The 14397-nt window shown below is 71.3% G+C and carries 17 protein-coding genes, 1 other RNA gene and 1 pseudogene; 16 read left to right on the top strand and 3 right to left on the bottom strand.

Annotation, left to right across the window (positions count from 1 at the left end; genetic code table 11):
* Window positions 1-2 precede the first annotated feature (2 nt).
* The 13 genes and pseudogenes from ACZCAH_RS00520 to smpB all read left to right on the top strand — a co-directional run.
* Window positions 3-464: pseudogene (locus ACZCAH_RS00520) on the top strand (ATPase, T2SS/T4P/T4SS family); the annotation flags it as partial.
* On the top strand, window positions 461-1333 hold the full coding sequence (locus ACZCAH_RS00525; protein ID WP_464339233.1) for a type II secretion system F family protein: 873 nt from the start codon (window positions 461-463) through the stop codon (window positions 1331-1333). The pseudogene ACZCAH_RS00520 and the gene ACZCAH_RS00525, both read left to right, overlap by 4 nt.
* On the top strand, window positions 1330-2274 hold the full coding sequence (locus ACZCAH_RS00530; RefSeq protein WP_464339234.1) for a type II secretion system F family protein: 945 nt from the start codon (window positions 1330-1332) through the stop codon (window positions 2272-2274). The genes ACZCAH_RS00525 and ACZCAH_RS00530 overlap by 4 nt, the downstream gene beginning before the upstream one ends.
* A 124-nt stretch (window positions 2275-2398) precedes the next feature.
* Entirely contained in the window at window positions 2399-2680 is a 282-nt protein-coding gene (locus tag ACZCAH_RS00535; protein WP_464339235.1) for a hypothetical protein, read from the top strand.
* Between the two features lie 82 nt (window positions 2681-2762).
* Entirely contained in the window at window positions 2763-3164 is a 402-nt protein-coding gene (locus tag ACZCAH_RS00540; protein WP_464339236.1) for a TadE/TadG family type IV pilus assembly protein, read from the top strand.
* Window positions 3161-3604: a hypothetical protein gene (locus ACZCAH_RS00545; RefSeq protein WP_464339237.1), complete on the top strand. Its 444-nt coding sequence runs from the start codon at window positions 3161-3163 to the stop codon at window positions 3602-3604. The genes ACZCAH_RS00540 and ACZCAH_RS00545 overlap by 4 nt, the downstream gene beginning before the upstream one ends.
* Window positions 3601-4119 carry a pilus assembly protein TadG-related protein gene (locus tag ACZCAH_RS00550; RefSeq protein ID WP_464339238.1) on the top strand — a complete coding sequence of 173 codons (519 nt, stop codon included), beginning with the start codon at window positions 3601-3603 and terminating at the stop codon, window positions 4117-4119. Before ACZCAH_RS00545 ends, ACZCAH_RS00550 begins: the two co-directional genes overlap by 4 nt.
* Window positions 4116-5258: a glycerate kinase gene (locus tag ACZCAH_RS00555; protein WP_464339239.1), complete on the top strand. Its 1143-nt coding sequence runs from the start codon at window positions 4116-4118 to the stop codon at window positions 5256-5258. The genes ACZCAH_RS00550 and ACZCAH_RS00555 overlap by 4 nt, the downstream gene beginning before the upstream one ends.
* Window positions 5259-5284: 26 nt before the next feature.
* Window positions 5285-6400, top strand: a complete 1116-nt coding sequence (gene prfB / locus ACZCAH_RS00560; RefSeq protein ID WP_329745203.1) for a peptide chain release factor 2 — start codon at window positions 5285-5287, stop codon at window positions 6398-6400.
* Between the two features lie 273 nt (window positions 6401-6673).
* Complete coding sequence (gene ftsE, locus ACZCAH_RS00565) at window positions 6674-7705, top strand: cell division ATP-binding protein FtsE (RefSeq protein ID WP_464339240.1); 1032 nt, start codon at window positions 6674-6676, stop codon at window positions 7703-7705.
* Complete coding sequence (ftsX, locus tag ACZCAH_RS00570; RefSeq protein ID WP_329745205.1) at window positions 7702-8619, top strand: permease-like cell division protein FtsX; 918 nt, start codon at window positions 7702-7704, stop codon at window positions 8617-8619. Before ftsE ends, ftsX begins: the two co-directional genes overlap by 4 nt.
* A 2-nt stretch (window positions 8620-8621) precedes the next feature.
* Window positions 8622-9941, top strand: coding sequence for a peptidoglycan DD-metalloendopeptidase family protein (locus ACZCAH_RS00575; RefSeq protein WP_464339241.1), 1320 nt, complete (start codon window positions 8622-8624; stop codon window positions 9939-9941).
* Between the two features lie 176 nt (window positions 9942-10117).
* Window positions 10118-10624: an SsrA-binding protein SmpB gene (smpB, locus tag ACZCAH_RS00580; RefSeq protein WP_464339242.1), complete on the top strand. Its 507-nt coding sequence runs from the start codon at window positions 10118-10120 to the stop codon at window positions 10622-10624.
* A 90-nt stretch (window positions 10625-10714) separates the two neighbouring features.
* Here the strand turns inward: smpB and ACZCAH_RS00585 are convergent, their stop codons facing one another.
* Window positions 10715-11314, bottom strand: coding sequence for a hypothetical protein (locus ACZCAH_RS00585; RefSeq protein WP_464339243.1), 600 nt, complete (start codon window positions 11312-11314; stop codon window positions 10715-10717).
* A gap of 205 nt (window positions 11315-11519) precedes the next feature.
* Between ACZCAH_RS00585 and ssrA the strand changes: the two genes are divergently transcribed.
* The 3 genes from ssrA to ACZCAH_RS00600 all read left to right on the top strand — a co-directional run bounded on the left by ssrA (window position 11520) and on the right by ACZCAH_RS00600 (window position 12686).
* Window positions 11520-11890: a transfer-messenger RNA gene (gene ssrA, locus ACZCAH_RS00590) on the top strand.
* 291 nt (window positions 11891-12181) lie between these two features.
* Window positions 12182-12373, top strand: coding sequence for a hypothetical protein (locus ACZCAH_RS00595; RefSeq protein ID WP_464339244.1), 192 nt, complete (start codon window positions 12182-12184; stop codon window positions 12371-12373).
* 127 nt (window positions 12374-12500) lie between these two features.
* Window positions 12501-12686, top strand: coding sequence for a hypothetical protein (locus tag ACZCAH_RS00600; protein WP_464339245.1), 186 nt, complete (start codon window positions 12501-12503; stop codon window positions 12684-12686).
* Window positions 12687-12942: 256 nt separating this feature from the next.
* Here ACZCAH_RS00600 and ACZCAH_RS00605 read toward each other — a convergent pair whose 3' ends face one another.
* Window positions 12943-13203, bottom strand: coding sequence for a hypothetical protein (locus tag ACZCAH_RS00605; RefSeq protein ID WP_464339246.1), 261 nt, complete (start codon window positions 13201-13203; stop codon window positions 12943-12945).
* A gap of 290 nt (window positions 13204-13493) precedes the next feature.
* Window positions 13494-14375, bottom strand: coding sequence for a sugar phosphate isomerase/epimerase family protein (locus ACZCAH_RS00610; protein ID WP_464339247.1), 882 nt, complete (start codon window positions 14373-14375; stop codon window positions 13494-13496).
* Window positions 14376-14397 lie beyond the last annotated feature (22 nt).

Consider the following 14397-nt stretch of genomic DNA (forward strand, 5'->3'; position numbering starts at 1 on the left):
GTTTGCGCGGCTTCGCTAAGGAGGCCCTGCGGATGAGGCCCACTCGCGTGATCGTCGGAGAGGTGCGGGAGGCGGAGTCGCTCGACATGCTGATCGCCCTCAACTCAGGCCTGCCGGGCCTCGCCTCGATCCACGCGAACTCGGCGCGGGACGCCGTCGTGAAGTTGTGCACCCTTCCGCTGCTGGCGGGGGAGAACGTCTCCTCTCGCTTCGTGGTCCCGACGGTCGCGAGCGCCATCGACCTCGTCGTCCACCTCGACATCCTCCCCGACGGGCGGCGCCGGGTCCACGAGATCGCCGGGCTGTCCGGACGCGTCGAGGACGAGACGATCGAGGTAAGCGACCTCTTCTCGCTGCGCGGGGACCGCCTCGTGCGCGGCGACGGGCATCCTCCGCACACCGAGCGGTTCGCCCGAGCTGGCTACGACCTCACCGCGATCCTGCGCCGAGCGGAGGCGGCATGAGCGGCGGCGCCTTCCTCGGCCTGCTGGCGGGACTGGGCCTCCTCGCGATCTGGTGGTCCCTCTGGGAGGAGGAGGGACGGCCCGAGCGGGAGGGACCCTTGCAGCGTCGCCTCGAGCGGATCCGGGAGGACCTGCTCGTCGTCGGTCTCGCGACCGTCCCGCCGATCGCCGTGCCCGCGCTCAGTGCCGGTCTCGGCCTGGTGGCCGCCGCGATCCTCTGGGCGGTCTCGACCGCGGTCGTGCCCGCCCTCACCATCGTGTCCGTCGCCGCCGTGCTGCCGCCGGTGATCCTGCGCGGCGCCGCCCGCCGCCGGACCACCGCGCTGCGCGAGGTGTGGCCCGAGGCGGTGGACCACATCCATTCGGCGATCCGTGCCGGTCTGTCCCTCCCGGAGGCTCTCGTCCAGCTCAGCCGCAAGGGACCCGAGCAGCTCCGTCCGGCGTTCCACGAGTTCTCCCTCGACTACCAAGCCACCGGGGACTTCGCCGTCTGCCTCGACCGGCTCAAGCATCGCCTCGCGGATCCCGTGGGGGATCGCATCGTCGAGGCGCTGCGGATCACCCGGGACGTCGGCGGCACCGACCTCGGCGGGCTGCTGCGCACCCTCTCCGCCTTCCTGCGCGAGGACGCCCGCACCCGCGCCGAGCTCGAAGCCCGCCAGTCCTGGACCGTCAACGCCGCCCGGCTCGCCCTCGCCGCACCGTGGATCGTGCTCGCCCTGATGTCGACCCGCCCGGAGGCGGCACAGGCCTACGACTCGCCTGCCGGGGTGGGGATGATCATCGGCGGGGCGGGGATCTCGCTTCTCGCCTACCGGGTCATGATCCTCATCGCCCGCCTGCCGCAGGATGAGCGGGTGCTGCGATGACCGGTGCCACCCCGATGCTCGCCGGAGCCCTGCTCGGCCTCGTCCTCGGAACGGGTCTCACGCTCCTCGCCGGCCAGCTGCCCTGGCTGCGCCGGCGCGACCTGGCCGCCCGGATCGATCCCTACCTGCGCCGACCCGGCAGGAGCTCCCTCCTCGGAGCACCCCGGACGCCCGGCCGGGCGCGAGTCGTGGCGGAGAACCTCTTAGGCCCCGTCGCCGAGCGCACGATCGGCCTCCTCGAACGGCTCACCGGCGGCGCCGATCAGCTCGAGCGCCGGTTGCGGCTCGCCGGCCGCCGCACCTCCGTCGACTCCTTCCGCATCGAGCAGGTCGTCTGCGGTGTCCTCGGGATGGTGCTCGGCATCGCGATCGCCCTCGGGGCGATCACCCTGCGTGGCGCCGGCCCGCTGCTCGGCCTCGCGATCGTGATCCTCGGGGCGCTGACGGGTGTGCTGCTGCGCGACTACCTCCTGGGAGTGGAGATCACCCGGCGTGCGAGCCGGATGGCCCGAGAGTTCCCCACCATCGCGGACCTCCTGGCGCTCGCGGTCGCGGCCGGCGAGAGCCCGATCGCCGCGATGGAGCGCGTGGCCCGCACCTCGTCGGGCGCCCTGCCCGACGAGTTCGCCGCGACCGTCGCAGACATCCGCGCGGGCACCACGGTCGCCCAGGCCCTCGCCTCTCTCGGCACGCGTACACCCCTCCACGCGCTCGCCCGCTTCGGAGAGGGCGTGTCCATCGCGATCGAACGCGGAACACCCCTGGCCGAGGTGCTGCGCGCCCAGGCGCAGGACGCCCGCGAGGCGTCGAAGCGGGACCTCATGGAGATGGCGGGGCGGCGCGAGATCTACATGCTCGTCCCGGTCGTGTTCTTCGTGATGCCGCTCGTGATCGTGTTCGCCATCTTCCCCGGACTCGCGGTCCTGGAGATCTCCCTGTGACCCCGCACCGAATCCCCTTCCCCGACCGACCGCGACGGCCGCACACCCCACCAGCCCGACATGACCGCAGCACCCCAGCCCGACCGGGGGGACCCACCCCCGGTCCGACCTCCAGGAGGAGATCATGACCGTCCACCGCAACCGTCCGCTCCGTCGACCCGGCGCCGGCGGCGTCCTCGATGCCCGCGGCGTCACCGACCTCACCGCCGCGAGCCCCACCCGCCGACGCCACCTCGCCCAGCGACTCCTCGCGCGCCTGCGGGACGAGAGCGGCGACGTGCCCGGGTGGGTGCTGATCACGCTGATGACCGCCGGGATCGTCGTCGCCCTGTGGGCCGTGGCGTCCGATCAGATCGTGCGCATCTTCGAGAACGCGATGGCCCCGTTCCTCGGCGGCAGCCTCTGAGCGCGGACGGAATCACACGGTGTGCGCCTCCAGTTCCTCGTCCCGGGACGGTGCCGGTCCGTGCGTGTCGACGCGCCGGACCGTGACCCGTGCGCCGGCAAGGACTCTCGAGCGGCTGAGGTCCGATCGCGGTGCGGCGGTCGTCGAGTTCCCGATGGTCGCGGTCCTGATCGTGCTGATCAGCCTCGCGATCATCCAGGTCTCGCTGATCGTCCACACCCGGAACTCGCTCGTCGACGCCGCGGTGCAGGGCGCGCACTTCGGGGCGCTCGCGGGCTCCGATGCCGAGGATGGGGCTCAGCGTGCGGAGGAGCTCCTCGAGAGGCGCTACGGCGACGCCCTCGGCGCGGAGGCGACGGCCGTGCAGGACCCCGACGGGACGATCCACGTCCGCATCACCGCGACCCTCCCGCTGGTCGGTCTGCTCGGGCCGAGCGGGACGCTCACCGTCGAGGGGCGCGCTCTCGACGAGGAGCAGTGGTGAACGCGGTCCGCCGCACGGCGCGGCGGCTGCGCGAGGACCGCGGCAACGCCGTGGTGGAGTTCGTGGTGCTCTCCGCGGCGCTGCTCATCCCCAGCGTCTACCTCGTGCTGACGCTCGGCTCGGTGCAGGCCGCCGTCTTCGCCGCCGACACCATCTCGCGGGATGCCGCCAGGATCCACGCGGTCGAGCCCGACCCGCAGATCGCTGCCGAGCGCACCGCCCGGCATGCCGATCTGGTCCTCGAGGACTTCGGGCTGGAGCCCGGGGACGTCGTGGAGATCCGCTGCTCCGAGGATCCCTGCTCGAGCCCGGGCGGGACCGTCGTCGCCACGGTCCGCATCCCCGTGCCCGTCCCCGGGCTGGGACCGATCCTCGGCGACGACGGGCCGATCACCGTCGGCGCCTCGCACTCCGTCCCCGTCGACATGCACCGCGCATGAGACGCCGCCACACCGCGACCCCCACACGGTCCCCGCATCCGCGAGACCGTCCGATCCGCCGCGCCGCCCGGGCGCTCCGGCTCCGCCTCGCCGAGACGACCGGGTCGATGACCCTGCTCACGACGGGGGTGCTGGTCGTGGTCCTCATGGTCATCGGCGTCGGCACCGCCATCACCGGGGTGCAGCTCGAGCGGACCGCACTGCAGCACGCCGCCGACGCCGCCGCGCTCGCCGGCTCCCAGGCCGTGGACCCCTCCCGGATCTACGACTCCTCCGACGGCCCCGTCATCCACCCCGGCTCCGCCCGTCGCGCGGCGAAGGACCACCTGGCGTCCTACCCGCTCGACTCCTCCCGCACCCACGATCTGCAGCTCGCCGACGTCTCCGTCGACGAGGACGGCACCGTGCGCGTGGTCCTCACGGCGCGCACCGACCCGCCCCTGGCAGGATGGTTCACGCGCGGCACCGGCACCTCGGTCCCGCTGACCGTCGAAGGAGAGGCCAGATCGCGATGACCCCGCGCACCCTGCTGCTCGCCCCGGACAAGTTCAAGGGCTCCCTCACCGCCGCCGAGGTCGTCGCCGCCCTCACCCGCGGGATCTCCGCGACCGCCCCGGAGACCCCGATCCTCGCCTGCCCCATTGCCGACGGCGGGGACGGCACCGTCGACGCCGCGCTCGCCGCCGGCGCCGCGCCCCGCCCGGCCGTCATCACCGGCCCCACGGGGCACGAGCGCGAGACGACCTGGGCCCTCGACGGGAGCACCGCCGTGCTCGAGCTCGCCGACGCCGTCGGCCTGAAAGCCCTCCCCGGTAGCACCCTCGCCCCGCAGACCGCCTCGACCCACGGGCTCGGGGAACTGATCGCCCGGGCCGTCGACGCCGGCGCGCGCCAGATCGTCGTCGGCCTCGGCGGCAGCGCCTCGACGGACGCCGGGGCCGGACTGCTCCAGGCGCTCGGCGCCCGCCTGCTCACAGCCGACGGTGCCTCGATCCGCCCCGGCCTCGCCGGGCTGCGGGAGCTCGCCGAGGTCGACCTCGGCCCGGCGCTTGACCTGCTTGACGGGATCACCCTCGTCGCCGCGAACGACGTCCAGAACCCGCTGCTCGGCCCCGAGGGCACCGCCGCCGTGTACGGACCGCAGAAGGGCCTCGGCCCAAAGGAGGTGCGCGAGGCCGACGCCGTGCTCGCCGCCGCCGCGGAGCTCCTCGACCCGGGCGCGGTGCACCGTGACGCTCCCGGAGCGGGGGCCGCCGGGGGAGCGGGCTTCGCCCTCCTGGTGCTCGGCGCCACCCAGCGCTCCGGCGCCGATGTCGTCCTCGAGCTCGCCGACTTCGACACCCGCCTGCAGGGCGCCGCCGTGGTGCTCACCGGAGAGGGGAAGCTCGACGCCCAGACCCTCCACGGCAAGGGGCCCGCGGAGGTCGCCCGCCGCGCCGTCGCCGCCGGCGCCGAGGTCCTCGCCGTCGCCGGGGCGATCGACCTCGACCCCGCCCAGCTGCACGAGGCCGGGATCTCCCGCGCCTGGGACCTGCTCTCCCGCGCCGCGGACGTCCCCGACGCGATCGCCCGCGGCGAGGAGCTGCTCGAGCAGGTCGGCCGTGAGATCGGACGCTCCCTGTCCGCCGTCGCCCCGGAAACCCCCGGTCCCTGAGGGCCACTGCCGTAGACTCACCCCTTGTGACTTCCACCGACTTCTCCGCAGAGATCCCGCAGCTCCGATCGACCCTGTCCTCGATCGAGCAGGTGACGGACATCGACGCGCTCGACGCGAAGATCGCGGAGCTCGAGGAGCAGGCCTCCGCCCAGGATCTGTGGGACGACGTGGAGAACGCCCAGAAGGTCACCGCCGCGCTCTCGCACGCGCAGGCCGAGCGCCGCCGCATCAGCGAGCTCGCGAGCCGTATCGAGGACCTCGAGGTGATGGTCGAGCTCGCCGCCGAGGAGGACGACGCCGACACCCTCGCCGAGGCCGAGAAGGAGCTGGTCTCCATCCACCGCACCCTCGACGAGCTCGAGGTGCGCACCCTCCTCGCCGGGGAGTACGACGAGCGCAACGCCGTCGTCACCATCCGCGCAGGCGCCGGCGGCGTGGACGCCGCGGACTTCGCCGAGATGCTCCTGCGCATGTACCTGCGCTGGGCCGAGCGGCACGGCTACCCGGCCAAGGTCATGGACACCTCCTACGCGGAAGAGGCGGGCCTGAAGTCCGTCACCTTCGAGGTCTCCGCCCCCTTCGCCTACGGCACCCTCTCCGTCGAGGGCGGCACGCACCGCCTGGTGCGCATCAGCCCCTTCGACAACCAGGGCCGCCGGCAGACCTCCTTCGCCGCTGTCGAGGTGATTCCCCTGATCGAGTCCACCGACTCCATCGAGATCCCCGAGAACGAGCTGAAGATCGACGTCTTCCGCTCCTCGGGCCCCGGCGGCCAGTCGGTCAACACCACCGACTCGGCGGTGCGCATGACCCACATCCCCACCGGCACCGTCGTGTCGATGCAGGACGAGAAGTCCCAGATCCAGAACCGCGCCGCGGCGCTGCGGGTCATGCAGTCCCGCCTGCTGCTGCTCAAGCGCGCCGAGGAGGCCGCCGAGCGCAAGGAACTCGCGGGCGACGTCAAGGCCAGCTGGGGCGACCAGATGCGCTCCTATGTCCTCAACCCGTACCAGATGGTGAAGGACCTGCGCACCGAGTACCAGGAGGGCAACCCCGCCTCGGTGTTCGACGGCGAGATCGACGAGTTCATCGACGCCGGCATCCGCTGGCGCGCCGGGCAGTCCAAGTCCGAGGACTGAGCCGACCCGAGCTCGGGCGTTCTCGTCGGACCGCGACCCCACCGGCCCACGAAGGTGCCGTCGGACCGAGACCCCACCGGACCGCCATCGCGTCGGTCCAGCACGGCGCCGACCCGTCGGCGGAGGGAAGGGCGGGCCGCGGAGCGCACGACGTGACCGGCCCCACCAGGCCTTGACCAGGTCTTGACCCGGATCCCGCATGCCCTGATCGTGTCCCGCCGCGGCGCGCCCCTACGCTGGAGTCGCTCGACACCCCCGATGTGACAGGTTCCCGTGATCCGTTTCGACAACGTCACCAAGACGTACATGCGCGGTCAGCACCCCGCGGTGGAGAATCTCGACATCGAGTTCTCCCGCGGGGAGTTCGTCTTCCTCGTCGGCGCCTCCGGGTCCGGCAAGTCGACCCTCATGCGCATGGTGCTCAAGGAGGTGGCCCCCACCCGCGGCACCGTCTACGTCGCCGGCAAGGACCTCTCCCGGATCCCGTCCTGGCGGGTGCCCGCCCTGCGCCGCGAGATCGGGATGGTGTTCCAGGACTTCCGCCTGCTGCCCTCGAAGACCGCGTACCAGAACATCGAGTTCGCCCTCGCGGTGATCGGCACACCGCGCAAGGTCGTGCGGCGCCTGGTCCCCGAGATGCTCGAGATGGTCGGGCTCGAGGACAAGGGCAAGCGACTCCCGCACGAGCTCTCCGGCGGTGAGCAGCAGCGCGTCGCGATCGCCCGAGCTTACGTCAACCGCCCCTCGATCCTGCTGGCCGACGAGCCCACCGGCAACCTCGACCCCTCGACCGCCGAGGGCATCCTCGACCTGCTCGCGGAGATCAACGAGCGCGGCACCACCGTGGTCATGGCCACCCATGACCGGGCGGCGGTGGACCGCATGCGGCGCCGCGTCGTGGAGATGGTCGGCGGCGTCGTCGTGCGCGACGAGGACGAGGGCGGGTACGACTCCGCCGAGGCCGTCTCGGTGATCTCCGGGAACCTCCCTGACGACTCGTCCCTGCGGGTCGAGGCGGAATCGGAGGACGAGCTGGTCGTCACGGTCGCGAGCCCGGACAGCGCAGCGGATCGAGCCGCGGACGAGCCCTCGGAGGCGGCCCGCGAGGACGATGAGGACCTCGATCGTCCGTCCGACGCGATCGACCTCTCGGACGAGGACGGTCGGACCCCCGGCACCGCGGAGCCGGAGGGCACGGACGTGCTCGACGAGGACCTGATCGACGAGCGCGCGTCCCGCCGCGAGCGGGACGCGGATGCCTTCGACGCGGACGCCTTCGACGAGGACGAGGAGGTCACCCGATGAGGGCCCGTTACATCCTCGGCGAGATCGTCTCGGGCCTGTGGCGGAACGTCTCGATGGTGATCTCGGTGGTCATCGTCACGGCCGTCTCGCTGACCTTCGTGGGCACCGGACTGCTGATGCAGAAGCAGATCATGGACATGAAGGCGACGCTCGTCGAGCAGTCGCAGGTGACGATCTTCCTGTGCTCCCCGCATTCGACCGCCGCCTCCTGCGCGGGCGGCGCGGCGACCGACGCCCAGATCGACTCGGTGCGCGAGGCGCTCGAGGGCGACGTGCTCTCGGAGTACGTCGCCTCCTACGACGAACGCTCCCAGGAGGAGGCGCTCGCGATCTACCAGGAGCAGTTCGCGGGGGAGGGGTTCGTCTCGAACTTCACCGCCGAGGACATGCCCGTCTCCTTCCACATCACCCTGCAGGACGCTGACGACTCCGCGGCGGTGGTCGAGTTCTTCCAGGGCCGCGACGGCGTGGACGAGGTCACCGACCTCCTGAGCACCTACGCCCCCTTCATCGACGTCCTCAACCAGTCCACGCTCTTCGCCCTCGGGCTCGCGGTGCTGATGCTGATCGCGGCGGTGCTGCTCGTGGCCACGACCATCCGGATGTCGGTCGCGAACCGGCGCCGCGAGATCGCGATCATGCGCCTGGTGGGTGCCTCCAACGTCTTCATCCGGCTGCCCTTCCTGCTGGAGGGTGCCGTCGCCGCGATCATCGGCGGCCTGATCGCCTCGGGGATGCTCTGGGTGGGCCTCGAGTACATCGTCGCTCGCTGGCTCGCGCCCACCCTCGGGGAGCAGCTGATCACGGTCTCCACCGCGGACCTCCTCTGGGCGGCTCCGACCCTGGTCGTCCTCGGGGCGGTGCTGTCGATCGCCTCCTCCGTGGTCTCCCTCAACCGACATCTGAAGGTGTGAGCATGCTCCTGCGCCGTCTGCACCGCCCGCTGTCCCTCCTCGCCGCCGGCGCGCTCCTGGTCGTCCCCTCGCTGGGCCTGCCCGGCTCCGCCTGGGCCGCCCCCACCAAGGAGGACAAGATCGCCGAGCGTGAGAGCGTCGACCAGCAGCTCGAGGACCTCCGCCTCGAGCTCGAGGGCGTCAACGACGATCTCGCCTCCACCTATCTCGCCCTCGCCGAGACCGAGCTGCAGATCCCGATCGCCCAGCAGGACCTCGAGGACGCCCAGGCCGAGCTCGCGGCCGCCCAGGAGGACGACCGCCTCACCGGCGAGCGCCTCGCGGCCGCCGAGGAGGAGGAGGCCGAGCTCTCGGGAGAGGTCGAGGACGGCCGGGTCGAGGTCGACCGCAGCGACGAGGAGCTGTCGCAGATCGCGCTCGAGGCGTACAAGGGCGGGGGCCTGCCCAACCCCTCGACCATCTACTTCGGGGGCGAGGAGCCTCAGGACGCGGTGGACCGCTCCATGAACTACCGCCTGACCCTGGCTTCCCAGGGCACCCGCCTCGACGATCTCCGCAGCGACCAGGCGGTCACGGAGAACTCCGCGGACCGTCTCGAGGCCGTCCGCGAGGAGATCGCGGATCTGAAGATCGAGGCGGAGGCGGCGGTCGCCCGCACCGAGGCCGCCGAGCAGGCAGCGGCCGACGCGAAAAACGACCTCGACGCCCTGTACGCCACGCAGATCACCCAGCGCGACGACCTCGAGACGAAGAAGGCGCAGTACGAGGGGGACGTCTCCACCCTGGAGACCCGCAGCTCGACCCTCGACTCGGAGATCGAGGAGCTCGCCCGTCAGGAGCGCGAGCGGGCCGAGCGGGAGGCCGCCGCCGCGAAGAAGAGCTCGAGCAGCGGTGGCGGCGGCGGGTCCTCCTCCTCTTCCTCGAGCTCGAGCGGCTGGGTGCGCCCCGTGAATGCCCGTCTGAACTCGAACTTCGGCTGGCGCGTCCATCCGATCTACGGCACCCGCAAGCTGCACGCGGGCGTGGACTTCCCCGTTGCCTGCGGCGTGCCCGTCGGCGCCGCGCACTCCGGCCGCGTGATCGCCCGCACCTACAACAGCGGTGCGGGCAACAAGATCATCCTCAGCCACGGCATCCAGAACGGGAAGCTGATCACCACCAGCTACCACCACCTGCAGGGCTTCGCGCTGCCGGTCGGGGCGGTGGTCTCCGCCGGGGATACGGTCGGCTACGTCGGCACGACCGGTTCCTCGACCGGCTGCCACCTGCATTTCGAGGTCCACGAAGACGGCAACGCCGTCAACCCGACGAAGTACATCTGACGCCGGGTCGGGCCGAGGGCCGACGGACCGCGGGGGAGCGCCGCCTCGCGAGCGGGGCGCGCCATATTCCCTCGCCCCGCCGCTGACCGGCGCGTAGGCTGGGAGATCCGGTCCGAGCGGGGAGGCATCCCGAGGCGCCGGCACCGACCACCACGAGGATCCGCGAGGAGGGACCCATGTCCGCGAAGAAGGGCGCTGCGAAGAAATCCGCGGCGGACGACGGCCCCGAGAAGAAGCTGATCACCTCGAACAAGCGAGCCCGTCACGACTACTTCATCGACCACACGTGGGAGGCGGGCATCGTCCTGACCGGCACCGAGGTGAAGTCGCTGCGGGATCGGGGAGCCTCGCTGATCGACGGCTACTGCTACGTCGAGGGTGGCGAGGTGTGGATGGACAACGCTCACATCGCCCCCTACGTGAAGGGGACCTGGACCAACCACGCCGCGCGGCGCAAGCGCAAGCTCCTGCTGAACAAGCGGGAGATCGAGAAGCTCGCGAGCCAGTCCCGCGAGAAGGGCTACACGATCGTGCCGCTCGAGATGTACTTCCTCGGCTCGCACGCGAAGGTGCTCATCGGCCTCGCCCGCGGCAAGAAGGAATGGGACAAGCGCCAGACCCTCCGCGAGAAGCAGGACATGCGCGAGGCGCAACGCGCCATGCGCCAGCGCGAGATCGCCTGAACCCGGTCGTCGACCGCGGGGCTGCGGGCGACGCGAGCCCCTCTCGGAGGGGTCGCCCGCGGTGCCCGGAGGGTTCGTCCCGACGCCGGCTCAGACGCCGGATCGTTCCGACGGCTCCGCGGCCCCGAGGTCCCGCCGCTCCAGCCGGGCGACCAGTTGGCGGCTCGACGCGAGGAGCCCCTGATCGGCGACGCCCAGACGCTCCCGCATCAGCAGCGCCCGGCGCGCGTCCTCGAGCGCCGCGTCCCACAACCGGGCGGCGGCACGGGGCCGGTCCGCGGCCTGCTCCGCCCGGGCGTGCTCGAAGCGATTCTTCGCGCGATGCTGGAAGACGCTCGCGAGCGCCGACAGCGAGGACGGCGAGGTCGGGTCCTCGAACCCGGTCTCCTCGGCGGCGAGGTCCATCTGTTCCTCGGCCGCGAGGAAGGCGCCCTGCCACTGCAGTACCTGCGCATAGCGGGTGCGGCGCACCGCTCGCATCACCGGCGACAGCCCCGACTGATCGAGGGCCCGCCTCCCCGCGGCGGCGGCCTCGTCGAGCCGGCCCACGATGCGCAGACCGGTCACCGTGCGCGGATCCTCGGGGTTCTCGGCGCACCAGCTCGCGAGGGCTGCGGGATCCGCGACGGTCTCCCGCAGGGTCTCGGGGTCGATCTCGATCCGCATGCCGGCCATCTCGAAGCTGCTCATCGCGTCATCATCGGCGCGGAGGACTGCCTGGTCCAGCCCCCGGCGCTTCGCCGTGAGCTGAGGGATATTCGCTTCTGTCCGTCGGTGGGGCGCGGTAGACTCGATCCACGGCGTTCCCCCGGGGGCGCCCGTGGGTGATTGACAACCGAAGAGTGAGTGCAGGACGGCCATCAGGCCGTCACGATAGTCATGCCTTCCCACGCCAGGGGCCGATCGGTTTCGACGGTAGTTGTCCAGCGAGGGGAAGCGGGCCGAGAATCCAGAGTCATCTCGTAAACGTTCTCTGGAAACCAATAAGTGCCGAACCCAAGCGCACTGACTTCGCTCTCGCTGCCTGATCAGCGTTAGCAGTCTGGAACCCCGGGGGTGCTCCTGACCCGGATCGTTCCATCAGCTAAGGAGCCACTGCTGCCGACCCTGGTCACCGGGGAAGGATGAACACCTCAGAGTGACTGAGTCCGTCGACGACGTGTCCGTGCGAGCGTCGGGACTGAGAACACGTTTTCACGGACTGCGCCCGGAGAAGCCCTGGCTTCGCACTATCGGACGCGGGTTCGATTCCCGCCGGCTCCACGCTGCACTCACCGACGAGAGGCCCCCTCCCCTGTGCAGATGCACCGGGGAGGGGGCCTCTCGCGTTGTCGTGAGCACCATCTGAACGCACCGCCGCGAGCGGCGGTCGGATGTCGCACCGGCACGGCATCCGCGGCGCCCATGGACCCCAAGGCCGCGAGATCCACATCACGCGTCCCCGGCCGGGAGCGCGCCGCGACGACCACGTGTGGATGACGGCGTCGAGGGATGCAAACCCCTGGCGACGATGAGTACGATCGCCCTACCGCGAGACACCGCTGACAAGGAGTGAGCATGGACCGAGCCAGCCTGATTGCGTACATCAAAGCCACCATCGCGAGCGGTGATGCCCAGACGCCCGCGTCGGACTACGACGTCGAGGCGATCGCAGACGACCTCGAACAGCTGGCGGGGCCCGGCGAGGGGGAAAAGGTCGAGGCGCCCCTGTTCTGGGCGACGATCCAGAAGCACACCAAGAACGCATGACCTCGAGCCCGCCCTCCACTGCGCGTCGCGATGAGGGTCAAAAAGGGCCATGTAGAGCCGCGAACCCAAGACGCCGGTCACCCCAGGCTCTAGGATCGCTACCACCCCCGAGGCGAGGAGCTGTGTGATGGATCGTGACACTCTGATCCAGGTCATCACGTCGACGATCGGCGACGGCGAGCGGGGATATGACGCGAGCGACGTCGACGTACCCGGGATCGCCGATGAGCTGCTCCGCGACCGGCCCGACGGCGACTTCGAGTCCCTCGACCCGAACGAGTTCTGGCCCGTGGTCGAGCGCCACCGCCGATGAACCCTGACGCCGCGCCGGCATCGCGCCGCGGGAATCTCGTCCGCAACGCCTCGCTCGAGGTCGGGGTCCTGCCTGTCCTCACCGGCATCGGGACCCAAGCCCTCAGGCTCGCCCTGCCGCTCAACCTCGAGCGAACGGCACACTCTCTCCGGTAAGTCCCCTCCTGGCCGGGGTGCTCGGCGGGGTGCTCGTCGCCGCCGCGTCGGGCTGAGCCGTCGGGCTCAGCGGATGACGCGATGGCCCGCGGTCTCGACGATCACGGTCCCGTCGGCGGTACCGTGGGCTGCCGGCGGATCTTGCGGGGGAAGCGGGGCGTCACGAGTCCGACGAGGACCATCAGCACGCCGGCGACGCCGAGGGCTCCCGCGACTCCCCCCAGCAGGCGGCCGACGCCCTCCGGGTCGTCCGACATGGGCGCGATCAGGCCCAGCAGCACCACAGCGCCGATCGCCAGCGCGATGAAGAACATGCCGAGAATCAGCCGGCGGAGTCGCTTGTCGTCAGGTCGCCGCGTCATGGCCGAAGTATGGAGTAGACACTCCACGGCAGGAGACTCGCGTTCAGCATCAGAGTGGACCGGCTCAGGTTCCGTGCCACTGCTGTGCGGGTCCGGGCGCTCGGGTCCGGGCTCTCGGGTGAGGGCATCGTGGTGGTGCGTCCCGAACTCCCTCGGGGTGATGCCCTCCTCGTGGCCCTCTCCCGGAGTCCGTCGGGGTACGTCCTCGGTTCTGCCATGACGTCGAACCTCCCGTGGGATCGGTGCCTCCACCGGACTCGCGGCGTTTCACGGGAGGTGGCGCCGCGCGATCATGCAGGATCCGATCCGGTCAGGAGGGACTCGTATCCGAGGGAGACGAGGTGTGCGCGGGAATCGGCCAGGGACGCGAAGATGTCCCGGCCGTAGGTCTGGTCCTGCTCGATGAGGAAGTGCTGGGCGCCGGCGGCGATGCCCTGCTCGATGATCGGGCCCCAGTCGAGGGTCCCGGCGCCGACCTCGGCGAACTGCACGATCGAGCCCGACCAGAACTCGCCCCAGGCGCTGCGGTCCCCGGCCTCGACGGTGTCGAGCACCTCCGCGGGCGGGAGCACGATGCGGTAGTCCTTGAGGTGCACCAGGTCGAGGACGCCGTCGAAGGCGGCGAGGGTGCGCTGGGGGTCCTGGCCGCCGCGCTGGACCCAGTGGCAGTCGATCTCGAAGCGCAGGTGCGGGGCCTTCTCGCGCAGCCGCTCGAGGACGGTGCGGCCCTCGAGGCGGGCGAACTCGACGTGGTGGTTGTGGTAGCTCAGCGAGAGTCCCAGGGCGGCGAAGCGCTGCGCGTGCTCGTCGACCTCGCGGGCGAAGGCGTCGATCGCCTCGGCGGAGCGCATGGCGGGCAGCGGCATCATGCCGATGCGGAGCATCGAGGTGCCGAGGCGGCGGGCGTGCTCGACGTGCAGGTCGAAGTGCTGCTCGAGGGTGAGGTCCTCGCTCCCGGCGGGGGCGGAGGTCTTCGCGGAGATCGCGGCGTACTCGATGCCGAGCTGCTCGCGGGCGGTTTCCATGTCGGCGACGTTCTGCTCGGTCATGGGGATCTGGGAGACCTCCACGACCTGGAAGCCCGATTCGCTCACCTGCTCGAGCACGGGCAGAACGCCCTCGCGGGCGATGTGGTCCTTGAGCATCATGAGCTGGATCCCGATGCGGGCCATGCGAACCTCCTGGGGGTGAGGG

The organism is Brachybacterium sp. B718/18 (assembly GCF_055454375.1).